The sequence below is a fragment of the Natronococcus jeotgali DSM 18795 genome (assembly GCF_000337695.1).
Classification (GTDB): domain Archaea; phylum Halobacteriota; class Halobacteria; order Halobacteriales; family Natrialbaceae; genus Natronococcus; species Natronococcus jeotgali.
The window spans coordinates 37,683-63,166 of sequence record NZ_AOIA01000091.1 but is presented as its reverse complement, the minus strand read 5'-3'; the positions used below and the strand labels follow the sequence as shown (position 1 = coordinate 63,166).

Here is a 25,484-nt window from a genome sequence, read left to right as displayed (position 1 = left end):
GGCGAGTTTGCGAGCGCTATGCTTGAAGCGATTTCGGCCTCCCGATCAGGCGAAGTGCCGTCCCGTTCGGGAGAGGGAGGGCCTAGCTACGGTCGGCCGCTTCCCCATCCTCGTTCGGCGGCCACAGCGCCCACGCCGTGATGGCGACCGCGAGGGCGAGCCCGACGAGGGCCGATTCCACGACCGTGATCTCGATACCGAACCACGAGAGGGCCGTTCGCAACTCGATCACGAACGGGACGAGGAGGACGATACCGACGAGCAAGGCCCCCTTGGAAACGCGCATCTAGGCGACCACCTCCCGGAGCGTCTCGAGGGCGGGCTCGAGATCGGCGCCGAGACTGAGTTGACGGCCGTCGATGCCGGGGCCGAACAGCCCGCCGCTCTCGACGATGCTTGCCAGCGGGAGCGTGTACGCGAAGATCACGAGGACGACGGCGATGGCGGTCCAGAGCTTGAGGTTGTCGAGGATCTCCGGGGCGTCCTCGGGGCCCGAAAGCGTGCCGGCGTAGGTGTTGTCCGGGATCGAATCGCTGGTGCCGTTGAACGACGTTAGGACCATGTTCAGCAGGAAAAGGACCAGCGAGACGACGAGCAATACGGCGCCGAGTGCGACCTGTGCGTCCATCTCGGCGACGGTGCCGACGGCGGGTTCGAAGTCGAAGTTCTGGTACTGGGGCTCGGCGGTTCGGCGGGGCATCCCGAACAGGCCGGAGCGGTGCATCGCGTTCGACATGAACGTCATGCCGACGAACCACAGCAGGACCTGCCCCAGCGCGACCGATCGGCTCCACAGTTCCTTGCCGGTCACCTGCGGGATGAACCAGTACGCGGCCGCCATGAACGTCAGCGCGACGGCGGTGCCGACGGTGAGATGGAAGTGACCGACGACCCACCACGTGTTGTGGACGAGGTAGTTGATGTTCATCCCCGCGTTGATCATGCCGGAGAAGCCGGCCGCGGCGAACATCAGGCCAGCGAGCGCCATTCCGGTAAACACCGGGTCTCGCCACGGCAGGGCCGTGAGCCAGCCCAGGTAGCCCTCGCCGCCGCGCTGGCGCGCGCCGTGTTCCATGCTCGCGACGACGGTAAAGGCCGTCAGCAGGCTCGGCAACAGCAGGAACATCGTGTTCGTCATCGCGATGAACTTGTACCCCTCCGCGATGCCGGGATCCAGGTACTGGTGGTGGATTCCCAGCGGCGTCGAGAGCAGCAAGAAGAGGACGAAGACCACGCGCGCGAGCGGGTCGCTGAACAGCTTTCCGCCGGAGAGCTTCGGCAGCATGATGTACCACATCACGTACGTCGGCATCAGCCAGAAGTAGACGACGGCGTGGCCGAAGTACCAGAACAGCGTCCGGGTCAACAGCGGGTTGACGGAGTCGACGATCCCCAGCGACCACGGCAGCAGGAACGCGAGGATCGACAGGGCGACGCCGAGGGTACAGATGTACCAGAACAGCGTCGTCGTCAACACCATGAACGTCGGCAGCGGAATCCGCTCGTCGGCGTTCTCGTCCCGCCAGGCCCACCACGTCCGGAACCAGTCGAACCCGGCGAGCCAGGTGCCGACGACGAACAGCACCAGCCCGATATAAAAGATCGGATGGGCCTGCAGCGGCGAGTAGAACGTAAAGAGCACGTCCGCGTACAGCTCCGAGCCGAGGATCGACGGCGGCTCCTCGAGGAAGCCGGAGAAGATGGCGACGGCGACCAGCACCGTACCGGTTACCATCATGACGTACCAGGACCAGGTGAAGCGGATGTCGACGACGCCCCGGTCAAGGCTGGTCGTCACGGCCCACGTGAAGATTCCCACGAGGAAGAAGATCGTGAACGTGATCGCCAGCAGGACCCCGTGGGCGGTCAACACGGTGTAGTAGTCCGTCGAATCGATGAACCGAAGGACGTCGGTCCGGTGGAGCGCCTGTACGAGGCCGAAGATGCCGCCGATGGCCAGCGCGAGGAACGAACTCCAGAAGGCGGACTTGACCACCCGCGCTTCCGCGGGGAACTGATCGACGTAGGCGTTACGCATCGTCGTCACCCCCGTCGGAGTCGCCGCTGTCGTCGTTCGCTCCGTCCACCACCGAGAGCGTTCCGCTCTCTTCCTCCCCGTCGACGGTCACCGTCCAGTCGTGGTCGCCCTCGCCCAGCTGGTCGGCGTCGACCGCGAACTCGACGGACTCGCTGCCGGCGCCGTCGATCGTCACGTCTTCGTCGTACTGTTCGCCGCCGATCTCGAGGGTCGCGGTCGTCTCGAGGTCGGTCTGCATCCCGTCGCTGACCGTCGCGTTGATCGTCGTCTCGTTGCCCGACTCGACCTCGCCGGGCGCTTCGACGGAGAGCTCGGTCAGGTCGAACTCGTCCTCGGGGACGACGCTCAGCGTCCCCTCCATGGTGTGGTGATATTCGCCGCAGTACTCGTTACAGAGGATCCCGTACTCGCCGGGCTCGTCGAACTCGACGGTCATCTCCGAGACCTGGCCGGGAACGACCATCGTGTTGACGTTCGTCCCGACCACGGAGAAGCTGTGGGTCACGTCGGGGCTCGTGACGTAAAACGTCACTTCGCTGCCGGCGGGGACTTCGATCTCGTCGGGCGAGTACGACCACGCCTGCGCGAGGACGGCGACTTCGTACTCGTTTCCGCCGACGTGGGTGACGCCGGTCTCCTCGAATCGCTCGTCGTCGTTGATCTCGGACGGGTCGATGGAGCCGCCGTCGTCGCTGATCATCGAGACGCCGGGGCCGACGGCCCCGTACGTGATCGTCGCGATGAACCCGACGATCAACACCATCGACGCGGCCAGCCAGACCTTCTCGTAGGTGTGGATGTTCATGCCAGCCCCACCACCGTCGCGAGCGACCCGACGACGGTCGGTCCGTTGCCGAGGAACTCGACGAAGTACATGAACAGCCACAGCATCACCAGAATCGCGAAGTAGATCGCGATCAGGATCAGCGTTCCGATCGGGTCGAACTCGTCGTGGCCGAGTTCGCGAACCGTTCCGATGTCCCCGGAGTCGGATTCGACCGCTCGATCGCCCGTCTCTCGTTCTGTCGCCGAACTCATATGCGGTTGGATAGGGAAAGGGGGAACTAACCACCGGCCGTAATTCCCGACCGGTGAAAAAAGCGACCAGTATTAAGGGTCTCACGACCCGAACGGTGCGTATGACGCTCGAGATGCTCTCCCCGCGGTACGCGGCGGCCGTCGGGCTCCTCGCGATCGTCCCGGTAGTCGTCTACGGGGTCACGAACTCGGGGCTCGCCGGGGTCGTCAGCGCGATCAACGTCGCGGTGATCGTCGGCTCCCTCTATCTCGCGATGTCGCCGGTCGTCGCACGCAGAGCCCACCGCGACGACGGAAACGGAACCGTCGGCTGACGACTGTCGTTCGAATGCTCCCGCTGGCACTGGCGTCGCCCCCGCCCGCCGCCGCCGTTCACCCCTCTCCTGACGATGGCCGAAAACTCACCGCCGCACGCGCGACCGTCCGCACCGTCGACGACCCGGGCCGGGTCCGACGCGTGTGACCTCTGTGACCTCCCGACGCCGACGGAGCCGATCGTCGACCCGGACGGGGACGGGAGCTACTGCTGTCGCGGCTGTCTCGAGGTCTCTCGGACCCTCGATCGGGCCGACGACGCGCCCCCCGAGTCGGCGGTTCGATCCCGGCTGGACGGTGCGGACGCGCCCGATAGCCGGGGCCTCGACGACCTCGACGGCGAGGACGCCTACCTCGCCGTCGACGGGATGCACTGCTCGACCTGCGAGGCCTTCCTCGAGACGACCGCCGAGCGCGCGGACGGGATCGTGGGCGCAACGGCCAGCTACGCGACGGACACGATCCGACTCGTCTACGACCCGGATCGGGTCGCGGCCGCGGACCTCCCCGAGATCGTCTCGGGCTACGGCTACACCGCGACCGACCGATCGGCGGCCGACGAGACCCCGTCGGAGGACCGCGCGGCCGCGCTCCTGCTGGGCGGGTTCTTCGGGATGATGGTGATGGTCTGGTACACCCTCTTTCTTTACCCGACCTACTTCGGCTTCGAGCCGGTCGCCGACTTCGGCGGCTACGCCGGCTCCTTCCTCGCGGCGAACATCTGGCTGTTCACGACGTTCATCCTCCTCTACACCGGCTATCCGATCCTTCGGGGCGCGTTCGTCAGCCTCCGGGCGGGGCGGCCGAACATGGACCTGCTCGTCGCGACCGCCGCCCTGGGATCGTACGGCTACAGCACGCTCGCGACGGTCCTCGGCCGGGGCCACCTCTACTTCGACGTCACCGTCGCCGTCGTCCTCGTCGTCACCGCGGGCACCCACTACGAGAGCGTCGTCAAGCGCCGCGCGACCGGACTGCTCTCGGAGCTGACCGAGCGGCGGGTCGACGAGGCGCGCCTCGAGAGCGGCGAGACGGTCCCGCTCGAGGCGGTCGAACCCGGCGACAGGTTACTGGTTCGCCCGGGCGAGCGGGTTCCCCTCGACGGCGAGGTCGTCGAGGGGGCGGCCGCGGTCGACGAGTCGCTGGTCACCGGCGAGTCCCTCCCCGTCCGGAAGACCGACGGCGACGCGATCCGCGGCGGAACCGTCGTGACGGACGCGCCGCTCGTCCTCGAGGTCGGCCGCGAGGCCGAGAGCACCCTCGATCGGCTCGTCTCGATGCTCTGGTCGATCCAGAGCTCGCGACCCGGCGTCCAGCGTCTCGCGGACAAGCTCGCGACGGTGTTCGTCCCGCTAGTCGTCGCCCTCGCTTCCCTCACGACCGTCGTCCTGCTCGCGACGGGCTCGAGTCCGTCGGCGGCCCTGCTGGTCGGGCTGACGGTCGTGATCGTCTCCTGTCCCTGCGCGCTCGGGCTCGCGACGCCGCTGGCGATCGCCGCGGGCGTCCAGAGCGCGGCGGAACGCGGGATCGTCGTCGCCGCGGACGCGATCTTCGAGGACGCGCCGGACATCGATATCGTCGTGCTCGACAAGACCGGGACGATGACGACCGGTCGAATGACCGTCGAAAGCGTACACGCCGCACCCGGCGTCGCTCCCGACGACCTGCTCCGGCGCGCCGGCGCGGTGGAGGCCCTGTCGGAGCACCCGGTCGCCGCGGCGATCGCGGACGCCGCGCTCGAGGGCGACCCGGGCGACGGCGGCGCGACCGTCGAGTCGTTCGAGCGGGACGATCGCGGCGTCAGCGGCGTCGTCGACGGCGAGCGCGTCGTCGTCGGTCATCCCGACTACCTCCGCGAGCGCGAACTGTCGATCCCCGGGGCGCTCGAGCCTCGGTTCGCCGAGGCCCGCGGCGCCGGACGCGTTCCGGTCGCCGTCGGCTGGGACGGCCGCGCTCGCGGGGCGATCGCCGTCGGCGATTCGCCCCGGGAGGACCTCGAGGGCGCGCTCGAGACCCTCTCGGACGGCCGCGAGATCGTCGTCCTCACCGGCGACGAGGGGCCGGCGGCCGAACGGCTCCGTTCGCTGGACGGCGTCGACGAGGTCTTCGCGGGCGTTCCGCCGGCGGCGAAGGCCGAGACCGTCGATCGGCTCCGCGCGAGGGGGACGGTCGCGATGGTCGGTGACGGGAGCAACGACGCGCCCGCCCTGGCCGCCGCCGACATCGGTATCGCGATGGGGAGCGGGACGGAGCTGGCGACCGACGCCGCGGACGCCGTGATCCTCGGCGACGATCTCGCGGCCGTCGGCGAGACCTTTGCCGTTGCGACGAATACCCACCGCCGGATTCGACAGAACCTCGCGTGGGCGTTCGCCTACAACGCGGTCGCGATCCCGCTGGCGGTCGCCGGGCTGTTGAACCCGCTGTTCGCGGCCGTCGCGATGGCCGCGAGCAGCGCGCTCGTCGTCTGTAACTCCGCGCGATCGCTCTGAACCGGTCGCCGAGTGCGTCGCGCGGGGCGCCGGACAGACCGCTACGCTAACGGGGAACGAACCCGGATACGACCGTATGTGGACGCTCAGCGACGGGCGAGGAGTCGGACTCGCCGACGCAGTTCACGGATCGGCGCAAGAACCCGTTATCGTCCTTTTTGCGCTGTTGACCCAGCTCGGCGACGTCTGGTTTCTCTTCGTGCTCTGTGGCGTGTACTACATCGCTGGCGAGGAGTTCCCGCGCTGGGGGATCGAGCGGCGACGCGGACTGTTCGTCTTCGGACTGTTGCTCACGTACATCGCGCTCATCGGCGTTCTCAAGCAGTTCTTCGTGCTCCCGCGACCGCCGGGAGCCAGTTCCCCACCGGGCCTCGAGTGGATCCCGCTCGTCGCTCGAGGAGTCGTCGCCGATATGGCGACGGCGACCGGGTACGGATTTCCGAGCGGCCACGCCCTCGGGAGCGCGCTGGTGTGGGGCGGGTTCGCACTCGTCGTCGGGCGGGACCGACGGTCTCGCGCGCGGTTCGCCCTCGCGGGCGTCGTGATCGCCGTCGTTTCGCTCGCTCGTCTGGTTCTGGGTGTCCACTACCTCGTCGACGTCGTCGCCGGGGGTATCATCGGACTGCTGGCGCTGGGTGCCCTCTACAGGATCGCCGCCGGGGGCACCGAGCCTACTCGAGTCCTCGTCGTCGCCGCGGGTATCGGAACCCTCGGATTGGGGTACGGACTCACGTTCGAGAGCGTGGCTGCGGTCGGGAGCGGCGTTGGCGCGTGGCTCGTTTGGCGCGCCGTCGCTGTGACGACGCCGGCGTCTCCGTCGGGCCGCCGCGAGGTCGCCGCAGCCCTCGTCGTCTTCGGACTCGCGGGGAGCCTCTTCGCGCTGTTGTACGCGCTCGAACCGCCGCTGTCGGCGACGTTTTTCGGCGCTGTCGTCGCCGCCGGCGGCGTCGTCGGGGCTCCGCTGCTCGGCGAGCGACTCGTCGAGCGGACGGGAACTCCCCCGACAAACGCGTTGTGATCGCCTCCGTAGTCGAGAGTGCGACACGGCGTCGTCCGGCGTTTGGATGTCTCCTCGACTACGCTCAGCGGTTCTCGAGGAAAGTCCCCTCACGGCGACGGCAGGCACCGTGAGGGACGACCAGGTAGCGTTCCAAGGGACACTTGGGTTGCGGAGCGGTCGTCCGGAGACTACCTCGGCGCGCTCCGCAGTCGTACCACGGCCGTTCTCGTACAAAAAACAAGTGGTTCGTCACTACGATAGCAACCGAGACCAGTTACTACTAACCACGATATATTCTCTTATTCGCCAGAATGGAACCAGATTTGGTTTCCCCAGTCGAGCAGTATAATTAGGTTTATCAGGATCGATTCCAAGAATTCCCTCACAGCGGCCCCCATCGGACGAGGATCCGGCGGCCGCTGCTGAGTGATCATGGCAACTACCGAAAATCAGCGCTATCGGCTGTTCATCGACGGAGAGACCGTTGACGCGTCGTCCGCCGACCGCCTCACGACTACCGATCCTGCGACGGAAGAACCCATCGCACGGTTCGCAGCGGCGACGGCAGACGATGTCGATCGGGCGGTAGGGGCTGCTCGAGGGGCCCTCTCGGACTGGCGATCCGAGACGCCGGTCGAACGGGGTCGGATCGTTCACCGGGTTGCGGACGAGATTCGAGACCGCGCGGAGGAACTGGCTCGAATCGAGAGCCGGGATCAGGGGAAACCGCTTTCGCAGGCTCGAAGCGACGTCGACGATGCGATTCGATACTTCGAGTATTACGCCGGCGCTGCCGACAAGCTCGAGGGGAAAAGCGTTCCACGCGGGCGGGCGAATCTCGATCTAACCGTTCGGAAGCCGTACGGTGTTAGCGGACAGATCATCCCCTGGAACTTTCCGCTCAGTATTACGGCTCGAGGCGTCGCGCCCGCACTCGTGGCCGGAAACACGGCCGTGGTGAAACCGGCGCCGACGACGCCGCTCTCCGCGCTGCACTTCGCGGAGATCTGCCGGGATGCCGGCGTTCCCGACGGGGTCGTCAACGTCGTCACCGGCGGTGTGGAACCTGGGGCCGCCCTCTCGTCGCACGAGGACGTCGACCAGCTCACGTTTACCGGGAGCGTGTCGACCGGCGAAGCGGTGATGAAATCCGCCGCGGAAACGATCACCGACGTCACGCTCGAGCTCGGCGGTAAGAACCCGGCCGTCGTACTTCCCGATGCGAATCTCGACGAGGCCGTCTCGGAAATCGGAACCGGGATTTTCACCAACGGCGGCCAGATCTGTTCGGCGGCCGATCGGGCGCTTGTCCACGAATCGATCTACGACGAGTTCGTCGACCGGATCGTCGACGAGGCGAAGTCCTACGCGCTCGGTCCCGGGACGGCCGACCCCGATATGGGGCCGCTCAACCACGCCGAGCACTTCGAGACCGTGATGGAGTACATCGAGTTGGGAGTGGAGGAGGGTGCGACGCTCGAGACGGGCGGGAAAGCGCCGGATCGGGACGGTCATTTCGTCTCGCCGACGGTGTTCTCCGAGGTCGAGAACGCGATGCGGATCGCCCAGGAGGAAATCTTCGGCCCGGTGCTCGCCGTAATTCCGTTCGAGGATCGCGAGGAAGCGACCACCCTCGCGAACGACGTCGACTTCGGACTCACCGGTGGCGTCTTCTCCCGGGACGTCGCGCAGGCGCTGAGCGTGGCTCGAGAGATCGATGCCGGCAGCGTGTACGTAAACGAGTGGTTCGGCGGATCCATCGAAACGCCCTTCGGTGGGACGAAGCGAAGCGGTATCGGCCGTGAAAAGGGGCTAGAAGCGCTCGATTCCTACCTACAGACGCAAAACATCTCCGTCAGTCTCGACGAGGACCGCCCCTGATACGGGAGCACCGTGAGACCGCTGCCTCCATGAGGGAGGCGGGACGCCGACTCGATCCGCGGCCGAAACGCTCCGCGTCGCGGTGCTCCGGATATCGAAACGCTCATTTCCGTAACTGACCCACCAGTCACCAACGTAGTGTCTCGTCGATTGGTAGCGACAACGTCGCCGATCCGCGCACGATCGCCAGCGCTCACCCGGAGGGAGCCGTACGATGGTCGATGAGACGGCCGTTTCGAACGTCGTGCTCGTGACGGTCGATTCGCTCCGAGCCGACGCGATCGGTCCGTACGACGACGACCGGCACACGCCGGTGTTGGAGTCGCTCGCGGACCGCGGCACCGTCTTCGATCGGGCGTTCGCGACCGGAAACTGGACGCCGTTTTCGTTCCCGTCGATGCTCGCGTCGCGGCCGGTGTTCGCAGACGCGGAGGGGATCGGGATCGAGAACTCGCCGTCGCTGGCCGACGCGCTGTCCGACGCGGGCGTCTCGACGGCCGGCTTCAACGCCGCGAACGGCTTTCTCACCTCCCACTGGGGCTACGACGACGGGTTCGACGAGTTCGAGTCGTTCGTCGCGAACGTCGGATCGGGCGTCTACAGCCGCTACCTCGCGGCGCATCCGACGGTCGAGGCGTGGCTGCAACTGGCCGCGTCGCCGTTCCGTCGCGCCGAGTCCTGGCTGCGGCGAGAGGTCGACGACCGACCGTTCCTGGACACCTCGCGCATGTTCGACGTCGAACGCGCCGCGCAGTCGTTCGTCGAGGAAACGGACTCACCGTTCTTTCTGTGGGTGCACTACATGGACGCCCACACGCCGTACGCCCCCGCCCCGCGGTACATCCGCGACGTTTCGTCCGACCTGCTCGGAACCCACCGCATGCTGCTCGCTCACACGCGAACGGGGCTGGGACTGGACGTCGGCGAGCGGACGCTGTCGGACCTGCGAACGCTCTACCAGGCGGCCGTCCGACAGGTCGACGCGAGTATCGGCCGGCTCCTCGAGACCCTGTCGGCGAACGGCCTCGACGACGAGACGGCGGTCGTCGTGGCCGGGGACCACGGCGAGGAGTTTCAGGAACACGGCCACCTCGCGCACTACCCGAAGCTGTACGACGAGTTGATCCGAGTGCCGCTGCTCGTCGACGTTCCGGGGAGCGACCAGCGACGCGTCGACCGACAGGTCGGACTCGACGCGATTCCCCCGACGGTGACCGACCTGCTCGACGTTCGGTCGCCGGAGGCGTGGACGGGATCGTCGCTCGTTCCGACCGTTCGCGGGGACGACTGCCCCGACGACGACCCCGTCGTCTCGGTCACCGTCCGCGGCGAGGACGTGGCGTCCCAACCGATTCCGCGCTCGCTCGAGGACGGGGATCTGCTCGTCAGCGTTCGGGACCGGGACTGGACCTACATCGAGAACGTCGACGCGACCGCCGACGACGCCGCGAAAGGCGGTGTCGAGCTCTACCACCGCCCCACGGATCCGGTCCAGCAGACGAATCTCGCCGCGGACCCGACGCCGGAGCAGCGGGCGCTCGTAGACGAGTTCGCCGCGATCGCTGCGGACCACGTCGACGAGATCCGCGGGTCCGACGCCGCTGCGGACGGCGAGGGCGATCGCGGCGGCGACGAGGAGTCGATCGACGACGACCTCGAGACCCGCCTCTCGGCGTTGGGGTATCGGTGATGTTCCGCGGATTCGTCCGAGAGCTCTACAGCGGACCGATCGCACCCCAGCTGCGCCGGTTCGTCGCCGTCGGCACCTTCGCTGCGGGGGTACAGATGGTGCTGCTCTGGACGTTCGTCGACTGGATCGACCTCCACTACCTGTTCGGCGCCGTGATCGCGATCGAGATCACGATCGTTCTCTCCTACGTCCTCAACAACGCCTGGACCTTCCAGGCCGATCGCAAGACCGGACCGATCGAGTACCTCGTCGGCCTGGGAAAGACGAACCTCGTCCGCGGGACGGCGATCCCGATCCAGCTCGCCGTACTCGGGCTCTTCGTCGAGTGGTTGTACGTCCCGTACCTGGTGGCCAACGCGATCGCGATCGTTATCAGCGGTATCTATCGGTACGTCCTCGACGCTCGCTGGACGTGGGGATGACTCAGAACGTGTCGGTGGTCGCGATCTCGAGTGGGAACCGCCCCACGAGCGTCGGTTACTCGCCGTTCGATCGCCGACGTCGCGCGTCGACTACAGCAGGCGTCGCAGCGCGCGAAGCGGGAACGTGATGATCGCGATGACGAGACTGATGGCCTCCTTGAGTATCGACCGTATTGCGCCGATCATATTCTCGATAAGGGGAACGAGCGTGTTGGCGCTGTGGCCTGCCGACGCAAGCGGCGGGGTCGAAGCTTCGGGCCGGCAGCACTCCCGTCGCCCTCGAGAACGACGCCCGCGAAGCGCGGCGGACTCGACTCCTCGAGCCGTCGGCGCCGAGTCTCACGGCGGGGAGATCAACAGAGCAAGCCGGGATAGTCCGCGATGAGGCCGTCGACGCCGGCCTCGGCGAGTTGCGTCGCTTCGTACCACGTTTGGACGGTCCAGACGTTCACCTCGCGTCCCTCCTCGTGAGCCGCGTCGACGATGTCGACGTCGTCAGTTCCCTCGGAGAACGGCGTTCCGGAGACGAGTTCGAAGGAGGGGTGGATCGCCTCGGCGTCGTACTCGCGAGTCACCTCGAGGCCGGCCTCGAGGTCGTCCGAGAACAGGAACGCGATGGGGATCGACGGATCGACTTCGCGCGTGATCGAGAGCGCCGCCTCGTGGAACGACGACACGAGGATCTCGTTTCGGTACTCGTCCGCGATCGCGAGAACGTCCCGCACGAACGGCCGCCAGAGTTCCTCCTGCTCCGCTAACTCCTCTCCCTCGAGATTTCCGGCCACCAACTCCGTCGAGCCCGCGTTTTTCAGCTCGATGTTGACGCGGACGGACGGAGGAACCGCCTTCAGCACCTCGTGCAGCGTCGGGACGGTCTGACCCGATTCCAGCACTTCGGCAGCGAGTACGGTTTCGCAGTCCGTCTCCCAGACGAGCCCCTCGGCATCGGTGAGACCGCGGTCGCCGCCCTGGCGTTCGCTCAGGCCGTCGTCGTGAAAGACCACCACCTCGCCGTCCGCACACGGAACCACGTCGATCTCGATCATCTCGGCGCCGTCTCGTGCGGAGTTTCGCGCCGCAGCTACCGTGTTCTCGGGGTACGTTCCCGCGAACCCCCGGTGGGCGATGATACTCGGGCTTCGTCCCGGACTCCGCGAATTGTCGCTACGTTCCTTCGTCTCGGTCCCTTCCCGCGCGGCCGCAGTGGACCCGAAGGCCGCCGCGGTTACGGCCGCGCCGGAACCCTGAAGGAGTCGCCGTCGGGCCAGATCTCTGGTATGTTCTGACATTGCAAAAACTACATCGGCTGACTAACACTTAATGATTAGCAGTGCACAATTTTCCTTCGAATATATATTACTCATTATATAGATAAGAAATAATTAGAAACTTATATCGTCGCGTGAATCACCCGTGTGTTATGGGAACAAATACCAATTGCTGCGGGAGTCCGAGCGCGCCGGATCCGGCCGATCTGCTACCGATTTCGACCGACCGACGCTCGTTCATCAAGGGGGTGGGGGCGCTAACGGGGACGGCCGCGCTTAGCGAGCGAACGCGGGCAAAAGGGGAGGACGGATCGACCGGTGAGCGCGACCCGAGCAACGCGGTCATGTTCATCTTCGACGGAATGGGACCGACGCAGGTTACGGGATCGCGGTATCTGAAAGCGTATCGGGACGATCCGGATCAGTTCCCGCTAAACGCGGATCCCGCCGAAGCGGGGCTCAACCTGGATCGCCACTCCTCTCACGGAACGATGACGACGTTTCCCGCGGACCCGAACGAAGTGGTGGTCGACTCGGCGGCCGGCGCGACGAGCCCGGGAGCGATCGACTGTGCGGCGGGTGCGACCGGCATCGGGGCGGGCGTAAAGACGTACAACGGCGCCATCGGCGGGATCCGGGAAGACGACGAATTCGTCCCGGTGGAGACGATCCTCGAGGCGGCGCGGGACGCCGGACTCGCCACCGGACTGGTGACGACGACGCGTATCACTCACGCGACGCCCGCGGCGTTCGCCGCTCACGTCCCTCACCGCTCGATGGAGGACGAAATCGCGCGGCAGTATATCGAGGAGACCGAGGTGGACGTGTTACTCGGCGGCGGAAAGGACTACTTCGATCCCGACGAGCGCGACGACGGTGCGGACCTCCTCGGCGCTGCCGAAGAGCGCGGCTACGAGATCGTCGAGACCGCCGGCGACCTCTCGGGCGTCGAGGCGGCCCCGGTGCTGGGACTGTTTACCGACGATAGCCACCTCGACTACCACATCGACCGCCAGCGGGTCGGCGGAACGCAGCCGGGGCTGGTCGAGATGACCGAGAAGGCGCTGGAGTTACTCTCGGAGTGCGAGGCGGGGTTCTTCCTCATGGTCGAGGCCGGCCGCGTCGACCACTGCGGGCACAAGAACGAGCCCGCTATCCTCGACGAACAGCTCGAGGGCGACGAGGCGGTCGGGTCGGTGCTCGACTTCGCTCGAGACGATTCGACCCTGCCGACGACGGTGGTGACGACCGCGGACCACGAGTGCGGCGGCCTCTCGCTCGCGCGCGACGGCATCTACAACGTCGATTACGAGATGGTCGATCGGCTCACCGCGAGCGTGACCGAAGGGATCAATCCCGCGATCGAGGAGGAGGTCGAGGACGTCGAGGACCTCGATCGGGTCATGCGGGAGGTCGGCGGGTTCGAGCTCGCCGAGCTCGACCGAAACCACCCGGAGGGCGATCTCTACCGGTCGATCGATCTCGGCCCGTTTTATTCGGGTATGCCCGTGATCCGCGACCTCCTCAACCGGAAGGTGTTGCTCGGGTTCACGTCCCACGGACACACCGGCGTCGACGTTCCGCTGTACGCCGACGGGCCGAACGCCGAGTTCTTCAACACGGCGCGGGATAATACCGACATCGCGGACGTCGTCGCCGACGCGCTGGGACTCGTCTGAGGGGCCGCGTTTCCGTTCGTCGCCCGCTGTCGGAAGCGCCCCTTCCCCGACGGGCCGTCGGGCGCCGACCTGCTCCGTCTCCCCGCCCGTTCGTTCACGACGGTTGATAGATCCGAACGATGAATACCGAGAGCGTGGTCGGTCGGCACTGAATGGTATTCACACGCGAGGAGGTACTCGACCGACTGACCGAGACGGTCTCGAGCGGAGAGCCGATCGTCGGGGCCGGCGCCGGCACGGGGATGTCGGCCAAGTTCGCCGAACGGGGCGGCGTCGACCTGCTGATCGTCTACAACTCCGGGCGGTACCGGATGAACGGCCGCGGATCGCTGGCGGGGTTGCTTCCCTACGGCGACGCCAACGAGATCGTCCTCGACATGGGCCGACAGGTGCTCCCGGTCGTCGAGGACACGCCCGTGCTCGCGGGCGTCAACGGAACCGATCCGTTCCGACAGATGGACGTCTTCCTCGAGGATCTCGCGCGGCGTGGCTTCGCGGGCGTCCAGAACTTCCCGACCGTCGGGCTCATCGACGAGGACAGCGGGTTCCGCCGGAACCTCGAGGAGACGGGCATGGGCTACGACGAGGAGGTCGACATGATCCGGGAGGCGGCCGAGCAGGGCCTGCTCACCTGTCCGTACGTCTTCACCGAGGAGCAAGCGCGCGAGATGGCCGCGGCCGGCGCCGACGTGATCGTCTCCCATATGGGGCTGACGACCTCGGGCGACATCGGGGCGGAGACGGCGCTCGATCTGGAAACCGCAGCCGAACGCGTCCAGGCCCACCACGACGCGGCCAAAGACGTCGACGAGGACGTGCTGGTGATCTGTCACGGCGGGCCGATCGCCTGGCCCGACGACGCCCAGTACGTCCTCGACAATACGGAGGGCGTCGTCGGCTTCTTCGGCGCGTCCAGCCTCGAGCGCCTGCCGACCGAGGAGGCGATCGAGAACCAGGCCCGCGAGTTCAAGGCGATCGATACCTGAGCATGTCCGATTCCCCACACGTTACCGAACGCGACGGCGTCCGCACGGCCTACCACGTCGAACCCGATTCGAGCCAATGAGCGTCGTTATCATCGGAACGCTGGACACGAAAGGCGACGAGATCGGCTTCGCCAGGGACGTCCTCGAGGCCCAGGGCGTCGACGCCCACGTCGTCGACGCCGGCGTGATGGGCGAGCCGCCGTTCGACCCGGACACGTCGGCCGACGCCGTCGCCGAGGCGGCCGGAACGACCCTCGAGACGCTCCGCGAGGAGGGCGGCCGCGGCGAGGCGATGGCGGCGATGGGGGAGGGTGCGGCCGACGTCGCTCGCCGGCTCTACGAGGACGGCGACCTCGAGGGCGTGCTCGGACTCGGCGGGTCGGGGAACACGTCGATCGCGACGGCGGCGATGCGGGCGCTCCCGATCGGGGTGCCAAAGCTCATGGTGTCGACGATGGCCTCGGGCGATACGGAGCCCTACGTCGGCGCTCGAGACGTGATGATGCTGTACTCGGTCGCCGACATCGAGGGGCTGAACCAGCTCTCGCGGCGGGTGATCGCCAACGCGGCCCTGGCGATGGTCGGGATGGTGACGAACGACCCCGACGTCGCGGTCGACGATCGACCGACGATCGGGATCACGATGTTCGGCGTGACGACGCCGTGTGTACGGACGGCCCGCGAGCGCCTCGAGGCGAAGGGGTACGAGACGATCGTGTTCCACGCGACCGGGACGGGCGGGCGCGCGATGGAGTCGCTCGTCGAGGAGGGCGTCGTCGACGGCGTCCTCGACGTGACGACGACCGAGTGGGCGGACGAACTGGTCGGCGGCGTGCTCAGCGCCGGCCCGGATCGGCTCGAGGCGGCTGGGTCCGAGGGCGTCCCGCAAGTCGTCTCGACGGGCGCGCTCGATATGGTCAACTTCGGGCCCCGCGAGTCGGTTCCCGAGGAGTTCGAGGGGCGACAGTTCCACGTTCACAACCCGCAGGTGACGCTGATGCGGACGACCCCCGAGGAAAACGCCGAACTCGGAACGATCGTCGCCGAGAAGCTCAACGCCGCCGACGGGCCGACCGCGCTCGCCCTTCCCCTCGAGGGTGTCTCCGCGATCGATATCGAAGGCGAGGACTTCCACGATCCCGAGGCCGACGCGGCTCTGTTCGAGGCCCTGCGATCGACCCTCGACGACGATGTCGAACTGATCGAGCTGGAGGCGGATCTCAACGACGACGCCGTCGCGACGGCGCTTGCGGACACGCTCGACGAGTACATGCGCGCGACCGGGCGAGCCCCCTCGAGGGAGGGGTGATCGCGCCCACGCGACGGGAGTCCGTCGCTCCGGCACCTATTCTCTCCCAAACGACCATGTACCGCTCCCGAATAGGATGGCCCATGAAACGGCTCCCGGTGATCGCGCTCGTCGCGGCGATGTTGCTTCTCGCCGGCTGTGCGGACGGCGGCGGGACGGCCGACCCCGATCGGACCGACGGGACGGAAGCCGACGGAAATCTCACTGTGCCCGCCGAAAACGGGTCTTCGGACGAGACGTCCGACTCGTCGGGCGTCGACGGCGAACTCGAGATACACCACATCGACGTCGGCCAGGCCGACGCGACGCTGCTCGTCGAGCCGTCCGGGGAGACGATGCTCGTCGACTCCGGCGACTGGCGCCAGGACGGAGCGGGCGTCATCGAGTACCTCGAGGCCCGGGGCGTCGATCGCATCGACCACCTCGTGACGACCCATGCCGACGCCGATCACATCGGCGGTCACGCCGCCGTCATCGAACACTACGAGACCGAGCGAAACGGCGTCGGCGCGGTGTACGACTCCGGAGTGACCTCGAACAGCCAGACGTACCAGCGGTACCTCGACGCGGTCGAAACGCACGACGTCGAGCTATTCGTCGTCGACGAAAACGACGGCTTCGAGTTCGGCGACGCGACCGTCGACGTGCTCAACCCGCCGGCGGGCGAGTCGGGGGCGGACAAGCAGTACAACAGCGTCACCCTCCTGGTCGAGTTCGGCGAGTTCTCGTACCTGACGACCGGGGACGCGGAGGCCGACGCCGAAGAACGGATGGCCGAGGAGTACGGTTCGGCCCTCGAGTCGGACGTCTACCACTCCGGCCACCACGGCTCGTCGACGTCCTCGACCCGGCCGTTCATGGAGCGGGTCGATCCGGCGGCGGCGGTTATCTCGAGCGCGTACGACTCGCAGTACGGCCACCCCTCCGACGCGGTCCTCGAGGACTACGCGACGCGGGACATCGAGACCTACTGGACCGGCGTTCACGGCGATATCGTGCTGACGACTGACGGGGAGGACTACGGGTTCGAGACGGAACGCGAGTTCTCGACCGACGCCGGCGCGCTGCTCGAGGAAAAGCGATCCGACGAGTCGCGGGCCGCGCTCGGGCCACCGATTCATGTGACTCCGGCGCCAACGGCGATCCAATGAGCGAAACGTACACCGCGGCCCTGGACCGAATCGAGGACGGGCGAACGGCGGTACTGTTGCTCGAGGCGGACGGCGAGTCCGTCGAGCAACTGGACGTCGACCTCGATCGGCTTCCGGCGGACGGTCGACACGAGGGGGCGGTTCTCGAGGTCGACGTCGAGGACGGGGAGTTTCGCGAAGCGGAGTACCTGCCCGACGTCACCCGGTCGCGGCGGGAATCCGTCCGAGAGCGGTTCGATCGGCTCTCGTCCGACCTGTCCGACCGCGACTGACCGTACAAGCGAGCAGTTCGACGGAGATGCTCCGGGGAGGATCCACGGCTGACGTTGTCTACGTAGTCGGGATCGAACTGCGGCCGTTCTCCGTTTCAAGCTACCGCCACGATCAGTTCGGAGAGCGACCCGATCGCTCGTTCCCAGGCCGAGAACCCGGTGAGTATCGCCAGTACGGTGTCGAGTCCGAAGAAGGCGAGTAGCGCCGCCCCGACGTAGTGGGCCTTCCGGGCGTCGAACCGGTGAGAGAACCGGTGGAAAAAGTAGGCGTTGGCCACGCTCACGGGAACGATCGTGAGCATTTCTCCCAGCCAGATCGCCGGGCTCGCGCCGTACTCGACGGCGAGTCCGATGGTGACGAGCTGGGTCTTGTCCCCGAACTCGCCGACGGCCATCATCGTAAAAATCGCGAGAAACTGCCCTATCGGACCGTCGATCGTGCGTCCGAAGAGTTCGAACTCCGCGTCGTCTCCTGCGAGCCCCGCGCCGGCGATGCCGCCGTCCGTCTTCGCACCACCCGGTTCCGCAGCGTCGTCGGGTGCGGAACGGACGAGCAACACGGCAAACAGCAAGAACAACCCGGCCGTTATCGCGTCGAGAGCGATCCCCGGAAGCGCCCCCTGAATCGCCCGTCCGAACAGGATCTCGAGAGCCGTCCAACCGCCGAACGCGGCCCCGGCTGCGCCGACGACCAGCAGCGGCTCGTACCGCGTCGAGAGCCCCGCGATGATAAACTGCACTTTCTCGCCCGGGAGCACGGCGAGCTGTGCGACCGCCGCGATGGCGACGAGCGCGACGAAATCGGTCATCGACCGACCCCCGGAGCACCGACGCTGGGCGTTCCGGTCGGTTCGACCGGCGAACGGTCGATCGATGCCACGTCCGATTCGAGGTGACGCCGTCGGTGCCGTTCGATACTGCCGGACGAACGGACTCCCGGCGGTGCTCCCGTCTCGAGTCGCTCGGCGGTACGATCCGTGGCGGGGGACCTGCGTTCGGCGACTCCGGGCTCGTCGCTCGCCTGCAGACGAACCTTCGGCACACCGCTCGGTCTCATCTCGCGATCGTTTAGCTCCGTCTAATAGTTATATTTGTTGTATGCGGTACCGGTACCGTGTCGAATCGTCGAGCCGAGAGCGCCCCCGAGCACGCGGTCCCGTCCTACACGACGAACAGTTCGAAGGGGGCGTCTCCGCTGAACAGGAGAACCACGTTGTTGATCGCACAGACGGCGTACACGAGGACGGCGCCCGTAGCGAACAGCGTATCGTACGGTTTCGAGAGGTAGTGTCCGGTCAGGACGACGACGGCGGCGTACGCGCTCCCCGCGAGAACGACGCCGGGCACGCCGATCGCCTCGTAGAAGTACGTCGTGATCGGGTTCAGTTCGGTGGCGTAGGGAACCGGGAAGAGAAGGATGGTGGCGATCAGGTCCACGAGCCAGAACAGCGCGAACGAGATGCGTACCGGGGGGTTCGCCGGACGGTCCAGCGCTGCCCTGGCGGCTACTGTCGGTGCCATATCCGTCCCGAGGTCGCGCAGGTGGGAAATTAGCAGGCTTGCCACGACCGGGTGCGCTGGGCGCTATCCCACCACATTACGGCTCCGGGCGGGCCGTTTCCGCCGACGCGAACGAGACCGGGCGCGAACCGGATCGAGCGAAGTCGGCGGACGCTCGAGCGGCGGCTAGTGGATACCCATCGTTTCGATCTGCTCCTGGTACCGGTTCCGAATCGTCACCTCGGTCACCTGCGCGACGTCCGCGACCTCGCGCTGGGTTTTCTTCTCGTTGCACAGCAGGCTGGCGGCGTAGATCGCGGCGGCGGCGAACCCCGTGGGAGACTTTCCGGAGAGCAACCCCTCCTCCGCGGTGGTGTCGATGATCTCTCGAGCCTTCGCCTGGACCTCCTCGCTCGAGTCGAGCGCGGAGCAAAACCGGGGAACGTACTCCTTGGGATCGACGGGTTTCATCTCGAGGGAGAGCTCCTGGGCGATGTAGCGGTACGTTCGTCCGATCTCCTTCTTTTCGACCCGCGAGACGTCGGCCACCTCCTCCAGACTGCGCGGAATGCTCTCCTGTCGACAGGCGACGTACAGACAGCTCGTCGAGACCCCCTCGATCGACCGCCCGCGGATGAGATCCTCGTTCAGCGCCCGCCGGTAGACGACGCTCGCGACCTCGCGAACCGATCGCGGGACGCCGAGCGCCGAGGCCATCCGGTCGATCTCTGAGAGCGCGAACTGCAGGTTGCGCTCGCCGGCGTCCTTCGTTCGGATGCGCTCCTGCCACTTGCGCAGGCGGTGCATCTGGTTGCGCTTCTCCGAGGACAGCGAGCGACCGTAGGCGTCCTTGTCCTTCCAGTCGATCTGCGTCGTGAGGCCCTTGTCGTGCATCGTTTTGGTGGTGGGCGCCCCGACGCGGGATTTGCTGTTCCGTTCCGAGTGGTTGAAGGCGCGCCACTCCGGGCCCCGGTCGATGTTCCTCGTTTCGATCACCAGTCCGCACTCCTCGCAGACGAGCTCGCCCTGGTCCTCGCTCGTCGTGAGGGCGCTCGAGCCGCACTCGTCGCACGTTCGCTCGTCCGCGGATTCTTGCTCCGTGTGGGCCGATTTCGAGTCGCGCTGGCGCAGAGAGCGCTCCATACAAATAGGTTCGCGTCCATGGTGTCTTAAACCCTCGTTCGAGCGGCGCCCCGTCGGGAAACGGACGAGCCCACCGAACCGTCACCGACGGTCGATCCGCTCCGGCCACGCGTCGCAGTGCCGTCTGTCGAGTCGATCGTCGGTCATCGAGACCCATCGCACCTCGTTCCAGCTCACCCGGTAGTGGCAGGTCTCCGGCTCCAGTTGCTCCCAGTAGATCGTCTGCATCGACGGGACGTCCGCGTCGTCCGGCGTCACCGACGGCGGCTCCGCGTCCGGCTCGGCCTCCGCCTGGACTCGCTCGAGCGTCGCTCGGGGCGGCGGCGAACCGGCGTTCCAGGCGAGTCCCATCGGGACGAACAGGCCGGCGACGACGATGGCGGCGAGAGCGATCCGCCGACCGTCCGGTCGAGCCGTCTCACCGCGGTCCGCCGGGGTCGAGCGCCGTTCGATCGCGCTCTCGACGGCGGTGGCGACGCCGAGCGCGACGAAGGCGAGCAGTTGCAGTGCGTCCGTCGAGCCGTCCATATCGACGAACAGGACCTGAAAACCGAACAACAGGCCGCCAACCAGTATCCACCACCGTTCTCCCGGATCGCGGACCGCCCCGCTGACCCAGCCGTAGAGGGCCACCGGAAGGAGCAGCGATCCGTAGCCGAACACCAGCAGTACCGAGGAGACGCGCTCGGCGAGCGTGTACGGCGACCCGGCGAGAAGCGGAGCAAGGATCGTCTGAACCACCATCGGGGCCAGCGCACCCGCGGCCGCGAACGCGAGGACGACCGCGGCGGTCACGACGCCGCCGCCCGCGACGGACCGGAGCGCGCTCTTCGCTCCCGTTCGTCGGTACGCGATCCCGACGACCAGCAGGGCGAAGACGGCGCCGGACTGCCAGGAACCGGCGCTCAACGCGGCGGCGGCCCCGGCGACGAACGGTCGGTCCCGGAGCGCGAGCGCGAGCGCGCAGGCGCCGAAAAACAGCGCGTAGAACTGCGCTCTGACCCCCTGGAACGGGAGGGTGAAGAGCTCCGGAACCGCGAGCATCNNNTCGCGCCATCAGAGATGTGTATAAGAGACAGGGGCGACGCTGAGGGCGTGCAGGACGAGCATGTCGCCGCCGGAGAGTGCGGCGAGGACGGCCGTGATACCGAACGGAACGGGCGGGTTCACGTCCCAGACGTCGACGTACGGGACCCCTCCCTGGAGGACGTACCAGCCCGTGTGCTGGAAGAACGCCGGATCGGTCGCCAGCGCCGACCACTCGGTTCGAACGGACGTGAGGGCCCCGAAGACGAAGACGACCGCGACGACGGGCGCGAGGGCGACGATCCACGCGGGAGGTGAGCTGGCGAGCGCTCGAGCGAGCGGGGATCGACGAGGGTTCACGCTAGATCCGTTGGGAGACCCACTTCGCGGCGGCGAGGGCACCCTGGTCCCACGCCACGCGGTGGTCGAGGCCGGTATCGTCGTCCTCGTCGTTCGGCTCGTAGTTCTCCAGGTACCACTCGTAGGTCTCCACGAGCGCCTCCCTGTTCGAGTACTCGGGCTCCCAGCCGAGGCGCTTCAGCTTCTCGACGGAGACGTAGGAGTCCTCGTGGGCCGTCTCGTAGACCCACGGGTACAGCGGCGACAGGTTCAGCCGATCGAGCACTCGGAGGACGGCGATCGTGAGGAACGCGGGCGTCCCGACGGTTCGCTTCCCCGTCCCGGCGCGGTCGATGGGCGCCTGAAAGTCCGACCGCATCGTGCCGAACTCGTCGGTGCCGACGTTGAACGTGTCGTTCACCGCGGCCTCGTCCCCGGTGAGCATCAGTTCGACGGCGGCGACGAGGTCGCGAACGTGCAACAGCTGGTAGCGGTTGTCGCCCCGACCGACGAGCGGGACGTTCGCGCCGTCGGCGATCCAGTCGAACAGCACCTGAAACACGCCGAGCCGTTTCGGGCCCACGAACGTCTTCGGTCGGAGGATCGGGACGCACATCCCCATGCGTCGAAAGTCCCGACAGACGTTTTCGGCCTGGATCTTGGCCTCGCCGTAGGGGCCGACGCCCTCGAGCGGGGACTCCTCCGTGATCGGGTGCGCGTCGTGAGTGCCGTACACCGCGGTCGAGGAGATATAGCAGACCCGTTCGACGCCGCGATCCCTCGCCGCCCAGAGGACGTTCCGCGTTCCGTCGATCGTCGTCTCCCGGATCCGGTCGGCGTCCCACAGCGGGAGCGCGGCCGCCGCGTGGACGACGGCGGTCACGTCGCCGTCCTCGAGGGCGTCGGCCACGGCCCGCTCGTCTCGAACGTCGCCGTCGACGAACGAGATCCCGCGGCTGTCGTCGTCCGCCTCGAAGGGCTTGAGATCGAACGCGGTGACGTCCCACCCACGGTCCCGGAAGTGTTGACACGCGTGCAAGCCGAGAAATCCGGTCCCGCCCGTGACGAGCACCGAGCGGTTCGAACCGTCGTTTCGCGTGCGGTCGTTCATCGTGCGATCGAACTCGAGATCGGCGCGGCGGATCAAGAGTGTGTCGGCGCCAGACCGCCGTTAATGGGGCACGTACCGTCGTAGGGGATGCCTACGGCGAACCGACGCGACCGTCGCGGATCGGTGATCAACCCCCACCTCGTCCCGGTGGCGGAACGATTCTAAAGGGGTTGCCAGCGAACGGGTGCGTTTTTTGGTCCTTCTGGGGGTGGGGAGACAGACCATGTCCCCCCGCGGCTACGCCGTCCAGAACCGCCTCGTCGGGAGCGTCACCGGGCTGTTGAGGGAGATCCGCCCCTGGCAGTGGTACAAACAGAGCGTGCTCCTCCTGGGGATCGTCTTCTCCGGGAGCCTGTTCGATCCGGCCGCGGTCGCAAACGTCGCGATCGCGATCGTGGCGTTCTGTGCGATCGCGGGCACGACCTACATCGGCAACGACATCGCCGACCTCGAGGCGGATCGCAACCACCCGCGGAAGCGACACCGCCCCATCGCCAGCGGGCAGGTGTCGATCCCCGTCGCGGTGACGTTCGCGGCCCTGCTGTTCGCCGCGGGAATCGCGCTCTCCTGGTATCTCGGACCCCTGTTTCTCCTCGTCGTGGTCGCGTACCTCGTACAGAACGGGCTCTACTCGGCGTTCCTGAAAGACCTCGTTCTCGTCGACGTACTGATCGTCGCCGTCGGCTTCGTGCTGCGGGCCGTCGCGGGCGTCGTCGCCATCGACGTCTTCCTGAGCCCGTGGCTCGTCGTCTGTACGTTCCTCACGGCGCTGATGCTCGGAATCGGCAAGCGACGCCACGAGATGGACGCCGTCGAGGACGCGGCCGCGTCGCGGGCCACCCTCGCCGAGTACACGCCGGAGACGCTCGATCACCTGTTCGTCGTCGTCCTCTCGGCGCTGATCGTCTCCTACTCGCTGTACACGTTCTTCGGCGGCGGCGAGTGGACGATGGCGACGCTCCCGTTCGCGTTCTTCGCCGCATTCCGGTACCACCACCTCGTGTACACCAGGGACGTCGGCGGCGATCCGAAGTACCTCTTCGGCGACCGACCGTTCCGCACCAATCTCGCGCTCTGGGGCGTCGTCGTCGTCGGCGTCCGCTACCGGGTTCCGTCCCGCATCCTCGAGGTGATCGCGTGACCGCGTCCGACGGCGCCGCGACGCGCCGGTACGACCTTCAGGTCCACACCGACGCCTCGCCGTGCTCGAGGGCGCCACCGGAGCGCGTCGCCGCGGCGGCCGTCGACGCCGGACTCGACGGGATCGCCGTCACCGACCACGACACGCTCGCGAACGTCGAGGCCGTTCGAAACGCCGCGCCGGACGACCTCGAGGTGATCTCCGCGGTCGAGGTGACGACGACGCAGGGGCACCTGCTCGCGCTCGAGGTGGCCGAGACGCCGCCGCGGGCCGACCCGATGGCGGTCGTCGACCACGTCCACCGTCAGGGCGGCGTGGCCGTCCTCTCGCACCCGTTCGACGCGTTGCGACAGTCCTACGGGACCGACCTCGAGGCCCTCGCCGTCGCAGTCGACGGGGTCGAGGCGGTGAACTCGCGGTGTGTCTGTCGCCGGTTCAACGAGCGCGCGGCGGCGTTCGCGACCGCCAACGACCTGCCGGCGACCGGCGGGAGCGACGCGCACTTCCCGATGGAACTCGGTCGCGCACACACCGTCGTCAAGGGGGGCGGGACGCTCGCGGACGCCCTGCGAGACGGGCGCGTTCGACCGGGCGGCCGCGGACGGTACCTCTCGGGGCACGTCGCGACGAAACTCCATCAGGGCCTCGCGCTCTCCGATCGGGCGGTCGACGCGATCGCACCGGGGCGGGCCCCGCCGCGATGAGCGGGGAACCCGCCGTCGATCGCGGTCGGGCGATCGTTCGGAGCCACGGCGTCCGGCTGACGGCGCTGCTCTCGGTCGTCGTCTTCCTCGGGCTCGCCGTCTACGCGGACGTCGGGACGCTGCTGGCCGCGCTCGCGACGGTGGAGTGGAAGACGTTCGGCGCCGTCGTCGGCCTCACGACCGTCGGGTACGCCTTCCGGTTCGCGAAGTGGCACTACTACCTCCGCCGCCTCGAGATCGACGTGTCGATCCGCGCGAGCGGGATCACCTTCTTCAGCGGCCTGATGATGGTGGTCACGCCCGGGAAGGCCGGCGAGGTCTGGAAGGCGTGGTTCCTTCGAGACGAGCGCGGCGTCCCCGCGAGCAAGACCGCCTCGGTCGTCGTCGCCGAGCGCGTGACCGATCTCGTCGCGCTCGGCGCGATGGCCGCGCTCGGGCTGGTCGTCTACGGTCGCTCGTCGCTCCCGGTCGTCGTCGTCCTCGGGATCGTCGCGGTCGGGATCGGCCTGCTCCGGTGGCGGCGGGCCTCCCTGGCGATCCTCGGCGGGCTCGAGTCGCTCCCGGTCGTCGGTCGGCACGCGACCGACCTCGAGCGATTGTACGAGAGCGCGTACCGGCTGTTCCGGGTCCGGCCGCTGGTCCTCTCGACGCTTTGCAGTCTCGCCGCGTGGGGGCTCGAGGGGTTCGCCCTCTGGGTGGTCCTCGACGGGTTCGGCGTCGAAGCCAGCGTCGCGCTCGGGCTGTTCGTCTTCGGGCTCGGGTCGGTCGTCGGCGCGGCGTCGATGCTCCCCGGCGGGCTCGCGGCGACGGAGGCGTCGATGGTCGGCGCGCTCGTCGCGTTCGGCTACCCCGAGGCCGTCGCGGCCGCGGCCACGGTGGTCGTTCGCGTGGGGACGCTCTGGTACGCCGCGGCGCTCGGCACCGCGGTGTTTCTCGCGTACGAGGGAACTCGCTGACCGCGGGCGACCCGCGCGGACCG

At 67.5% G+C, this 25,484-nt stretch carries 25 protein-coding genes; 14 read left to right on the top strand and 11 right to left on the bottom strand.

Annotation, left to right across the window (positions count from 1 at the left end; genetic code table 11):
- Positions 1–82 precede the first annotated feature (82 nt).
- Genes C492_RS09530 through C492_RS09515 form a run of 4 tightly spaced genes read right to left on the bottom strand, consistent with a single transcriptional unit; the run spans position 83 to position 3,076 of the window.
- On the bottom strand, positions 83–286 hold the full coding sequence (locus C492_RS09530; RefSeq protein WP_008422860.1) for a hypothetical protein: 204 nt from the start codon (positions 284–286) through the stop codon (positions 83–85).
- The gene (locus tag C492_RS09525; RefSeq protein ID WP_049892933.1) at positions 287–2,038 is read right to left on the bottom strand and encodes a b(o/a)3-type cytochrome-c oxidase subunit 1; all 1,752 of its coding nucleotides are present in this window, start codon (positions 2,036–2,038) and stop codon (positions 287–289) included.
- Positions 2,031–2,843, bottom strand: a complete 813-nt coding sequence (locus C492_RS09520; RefSeq protein WP_008422855.1) for a cytochrome c oxidase subunit II — start codon at positions 2,841–2,843, stop codon at positions 2,031–2,033. The genes C492_RS09525 and C492_RS09520 overlap by 8 nt, the downstream gene beginning before the upstream one ends.
- Positions 2,840–3,076: a hypothetical protein gene (locus tag C492_RS09515; RefSeq protein ID WP_008422845.1), complete on the bottom strand. Its 237-nt coding sequence runs from the start codon at positions 3,074–3,076 to the stop codon at positions 2,840–2,842. Before C492_RS09515 ends, C492_RS09520 begins: the two co-directional genes overlap by 4 nt.
- Positions 3,077–3,177: 101 nt before the next feature.
- Between C492_RS09515 and C492_RS09510 the strand changes: the two genes are divergently transcribed.
- The 6 genes from C492_RS09510 (at position 3,178) to C492_RS09485 (ending at position 10,876) form a co-directional block, all read left to right on the top strand.
- Positions 3,178–3,390, top strand: coding sequence for a hypothetical protein (locus tag C492_RS09510; protein WP_008422844.1), 213 nt, complete (start codon positions 3,178–3,180; stop codon positions 3,388–3,390).
- A gap of 75 nt (positions 3,391–3,465) precedes the next feature.
- Positions 3,466–5,883: a heavy metal translocating P-type ATPase gene (locus tag C492_RS09505; protein ID WP_008422843.1), complete on the top strand. Its 2,418-nt coding sequence runs from the start codon at positions 3,466–3,468 to the stop codon at positions 5,881–5,883.
- A gap of 76 nt (positions 5,884–5,959) precedes the next feature.
- Entirely contained in the window at positions 5,960–6,901 is a 942-nt protein-coding gene (locus tag C492_RS09500; protein ID WP_008422842.1) for a phosphatase PAP2 family protein, read from the top strand.
- Positions 6,902–7,315: 414 nt separating this feature from the next.
- Positions 7,316–8,764, top strand: coding sequence for an aldehyde dehydrogenase family protein (locus C492_RS09495; RefSeq protein WP_008422841.1), 1,449 nt, complete (start codon positions 7,316–7,318; stop codon positions 8,762–8,764).
- Between the two features lie 214 nt (positions 8,765–8,978).
- Entirely contained in the window at positions 8,979–10,454 is a 1,476-nt protein-coding gene (locus C492_RS09490; RefSeq protein ID WP_008422840.1) for a sulfatase, read from the top strand.
- Complete coding sequence (locus tag C492_RS09485; protein WP_008422839.1) at positions 10,454–10,876, top strand: GtrA family protein; 423 nt, start codon at positions 10,454–10,456, stop codon at positions 10,874–10,876. Before C492_RS09490 ends, C492_RS09485 begins: the two co-directional genes overlap by 1 nt.
- A gap of 353 nt (positions 10,877–11,229) precedes the next feature.
- Here C492_RS09485 and C492_RS09480 read toward each other — a convergent pair whose 3' ends face one another.
- Positions 11,230–12,165, bottom strand: coding sequence for a glycerophosphodiester phosphodiesterase (locus tag C492_RS09480; RefSeq protein ID WP_049892932.1), 936 nt, complete (start codon positions 12,163–12,165; stop codon positions 11,230–11,232).
- A 131-nt stretch (positions 12,166–12,296) separates the two neighbouring features.
- Here C492_RS09480 and C492_RS09475 point away from each other — a divergent pair, with 131 nt between their 5' ends.
- From C492_RS09475 to C492_RS09455, 5 genes are all read left to right on the top strand, one after another.
- Positions 12,297–13,823: an alkaline phosphatase gene (locus C492_RS09475; RefSeq protein WP_049892931.1), complete on the top strand. Its 1,527-nt coding sequence runs from the start codon at positions 12,297–12,299 to the stop codon at positions 13,821–13,823.
- A 152-nt stretch (positions 13,824–13,975) separates the two neighbouring features.
- On the top strand, positions 13,976–14,809 hold the full coding sequence (locus tag C492_RS09470) for a phosphoenolpyruvate hydrolase family protein (RefSeq protein ID WP_008422836.1): 834 nt from the start codon (positions 13,976–13,978) through the stop codon (positions 14,807–14,809).
- A gap of 76 nt (positions 14,810–14,885) precedes the next feature.
- On the top strand, positions 14,886–16,118 hold the full coding sequence (locus C492_RS09465; RefSeq protein ID WP_008422835.1) for a Tm-1-like ATP-binding domain-containing protein: 1,233 nt from the start codon (positions 14,886–14,888) through the stop codon (positions 16,116–16,118).
- An 83-nt stretch (positions 16,119–16,201) separates the two neighbouring features.
- Entirely contained in the window at positions 16,202–17,269 is a 1,068-nt protein-coding gene (locus C492_RS09460; RefSeq protein ID WP_008422834.1) for a ComEC/Rec2 family competence protein, read from the top strand.
- Positions 17,266–17,541: a DUF3006 family protein gene (locus C492_RS09455; RefSeq protein ID WP_008422833.1), complete on the top strand. Its 276-nt coding sequence runs from the start codon at positions 17,266–17,268 to the stop codon at positions 17,539–17,541. Before C492_RS09460 ends, C492_RS09455 begins: the two co-directional genes overlap by 4 nt.
- Before the next feature lie 95 nt (positions 17,542–17,636).
- Here the strand turns inward: C492_RS09455 and C492_RS09450 are convergent, their stop codons facing one another.
- The 6 genes from C492_RS09450 to C492_RS09420 form a co-directional block, all read right to left on the bottom strand.
- Positions 17,637–18,350, bottom strand: a complete 714-nt coding sequence (locus C492_RS09450; RefSeq protein WP_008422831.1) for a TMEM165/GDT1 family protein — start codon at positions 18,348–18,350, stop codon at positions 17,637–17,639.
- Positions 18,351–18,702: 352 nt separating this feature from the next.
- Positions 18,703–19,062, bottom strand: a complete 360-nt coding sequence (locus tag C492_RS09440) for a hypothetical protein (protein ID WP_049892930.1) — start codon at positions 19,060–19,062, stop codon at positions 18,703–18,705.
- A 165-nt stretch (positions 19,063–19,227) separates the two neighbouring features.
- Positions 19,228–20,184: a transcription initiation factor IIB gene (locus C492_RS09435; RefSeq protein WP_008422825.1), complete on the bottom strand. Its 957-nt coding sequence runs from the start codon at positions 20,182–20,184 to the stop codon at positions 19,228–19,230.
- Positions 20,185–20,265: 81 nt separating this feature from the next.
- Complete coding sequence (locus C492_RS09430; RefSeq protein ID WP_049892929.1) at positions 20,266–21,228, bottom strand: DolP-mannose mannosyltransferase; 963 nt, start codon at positions 21,226–21,228, stop codon at positions 20,266–20,268.
- A 12-nt stretch (positions 21,229–21,240) separates the two neighbouring features.
- Positions 21,241–21,570: a DolP-mannose mannosyltransferase gene (locus C492_RS25890; RefSeq protein WP_049892928.1), complete on the bottom strand. Its 330-nt coding sequence runs from the start codon at positions 21,568–21,570 to the stop codon at positions 21,241–21,243.
- Position 21,571: 1 nt separating this feature from the next.
- Positions 21,572–22,660, bottom strand: a complete 1,089-nt coding sequence (locus tag C492_RS09420) for an NAD-dependent epimerase/dehydratase family protein (RefSeq protein WP_049892939.1) — start codon at positions 22,658–22,660, stop codon at positions 21,572–21,574.
- Between the two features lie 223 nt (positions 22,661–22,883).
- Here C492_RS09420 and C492_RS09415 point away from each other — a divergent pair, with 223 nt between their 5' ends.
- Genes C492_RS09415 through C492_RS09405 form a run of 3 tightly spaced genes read left to right on the top strand, consistent with a single transcriptional unit; the run spans position 22,884 to position 25,461 of the window.
- Positions 22,884–23,801: a decaprenyl-phosphate phosphoribosyltransferase gene (locus C492_RS09415; RefSeq protein ID WP_008422820.1), complete on the top strand. Its 918-nt coding sequence runs from the start codon at positions 22,884–22,886 to the stop codon at positions 23,799–23,801.
- Entirely contained in the window at positions 23,798–24,505 is a 708-nt protein-coding gene (locus C492_RS09410; protein ID WP_008422818.1) for a PHP domain-containing protein, read from the top strand. Before C492_RS09415 ends, C492_RS09410 begins: the two co-directional genes overlap by 4 nt.
- Positions 24,502–25,461 (top strand): lysylphosphatidylglycerol synthase transmembrane domain-containing protein, encoded by a 960-nt coding sequence (locus C492_RS09405; RefSeq protein WP_008422817.1) that lies wholly within the window; start codon positions 24,502–24,504, stop codon positions 25,459–25,461. The genes C492_RS09410 and C492_RS09405 overlap by 4 nt, the downstream gene beginning before the upstream one ends.
- Positions 25,462–25,484 lie beyond the last annotated feature (23 nt).

Excerpts from the sequence above, each read along its gene's own strand:
- C492_RS09530 (WP_008422860.1), bottom strand. The coding sequence starts at position 286 with ATGCGCGTTTCCAAGGGGGCCTTGCTCGTCGGTATCGTCCTCCTCGTC.
- C492_RS09525 (WP_049892933.1), bottom strand. The coding sequence starts at position 2,038 with ATGCGTAACGCCTACGTCGATCAGTTCCCCGCGGAAGCGCGGGTGGTC.
- C492_RS09520 (WP_008422855.1), bottom strand. The coding sequence starts at position 2,843 with ATGAACATCCACACCTACGAGAAGGTCTGGCTGGCCGCGTCGATGGTG.
- C492_RS09515 (WP_008422845.1), bottom strand. The coding sequence starts at position 3,076 with ATGAGTTCGGCGACAGAACGAGAGACGGGCGATCGAGCGGTCGAATCC.
- C492_RS09510 (WP_008422844.1), top strand. The coding sequence starts at position 3,178 with ATGACGCTCGAGATGCTCTCCCCGCGGTACGCGGCGGCCGTCGGGCTC.
- C492_RS09505 (WP_008422843.1), top strand. The coding sequence starts at position 3,466 with ATGGCCGAAAACTCACCGCCGCACGCGCGACCGTCCGCACCGTCGACG.
- C492_RS09500 (WP_008422842.1), top strand. The coding sequence starts at position 5,960 with ATGTGGACGCTCAGCGACGGGCGAGGAGTCGGACTCGCCGACGCAGTT.
- C492_RS09495 (WP_008422841.1), top strand. The coding sequence starts at position 7,316 with ATGGCAACTACCGAAAATCAGCGCTATCGGCTGTTCATCGACGGAGAG.
- C492_RS09490 (WP_008422840.1), top strand. The coding sequence starts at position 8,979 with ATGGTCGATGAGACGGCCGTTTCGAACGTCGTGCTCGTGACGGTCGAT.
- C492_RS09485 (WP_008422839.1), top strand. The coding sequence starts at position 10,454 with ATGTTCCGCGGATTCGTCCGAGAGCTCTACAGCGGACCGATCGCACCC.
- C492_RS09480 (WP_049892932.1), bottom strand. The coding sequence starts at position 12,165 with ATGTCAGAACATACCAGAGATCTGGCCCGACGGCGACTCCTTCAGGGT.
- C492_RS09475 (WP_049892931.1), top strand. The coding sequence starts at position 12,297 with ATGGGAACAAATACCAATTGCTGCGGGAGTCCGAGCGCGCCGGATCCG.
- C492_RS09470 (WP_008422836.1), top strand. The coding sequence starts at position 13,976 with ATGGTATTCACACGCGAGGAGGTACTCGACCGACTGACCGAGACGGTC.
- C492_RS09465 (WP_008422835.1), top strand. The coding sequence starts at position 14,886 with ATGAGCGTCGTTATCATCGGAACGCTGGACACGAAAGGCGACGAGATC.
- C492_RS09460 (WP_008422834.1), top strand. The coding sequence starts at position 16,202 with ATGAAACGGCTCCCGGTGATCGCGCTCGTCGCGGCGATGTTGCTTCTC.
- C492_RS09455 (WP_008422833.1), top strand. The coding sequence starts at position 17,266 with ATGAGCGAAACGTACACCGCGGCCCTGGACCGAATCGAGGACGGGCGA.
- C492_RS09450 (WP_008422831.1), bottom strand. The coding sequence starts at position 18,350 with ATGACCGATTTCGTCGCGCTCGTCGCCATCGCGGCGGTCGCACAGCTC.
- C492_RS09440 (WP_049892930.1), bottom strand. The coding sequence starts at position 19,062 with ATGGCACCGACAGTAGCCGCCAGGGCAGCGCTGGACCGTCCGGCGAAC.
- C492_RS09435 (WP_008422825.1), bottom strand. The coding sequence starts at position 20,184 with ATGGAGCGCTCTCTGCGCCAGCGCGACTCGAAATCGGCCCACACGGAG.
- C492_RS09430 (WP_049892929.1), bottom strand. The coding sequence starts at position 21,228 with ATGCTCGCGGTTCCGGAGCTCTTCACCCTCCCGTTCCAGGGGGTCAGA.
- C492_RS09420 (WP_049892939.1), bottom strand. The coding sequence starts at position 22,660 with ATGAACGACCGCACGCGAAACGACGGTTCGAACCGCTCGGTGCTCGTC.
- C492_RS09415 (WP_008422820.1), top strand. The coding sequence starts at position 22,884 with ATGTCCCCCCGCGGCTACGCCGTCCAGAACCGCCTCGTCGGGAGCGTC.
- C492_RS09405 (WP_008422817.1), top strand. The coding sequence starts at position 24,502 with ATGAGCGGGGAACCCGCCGTCGATCGCGGTCGGGCGATCGTTCGGAGC.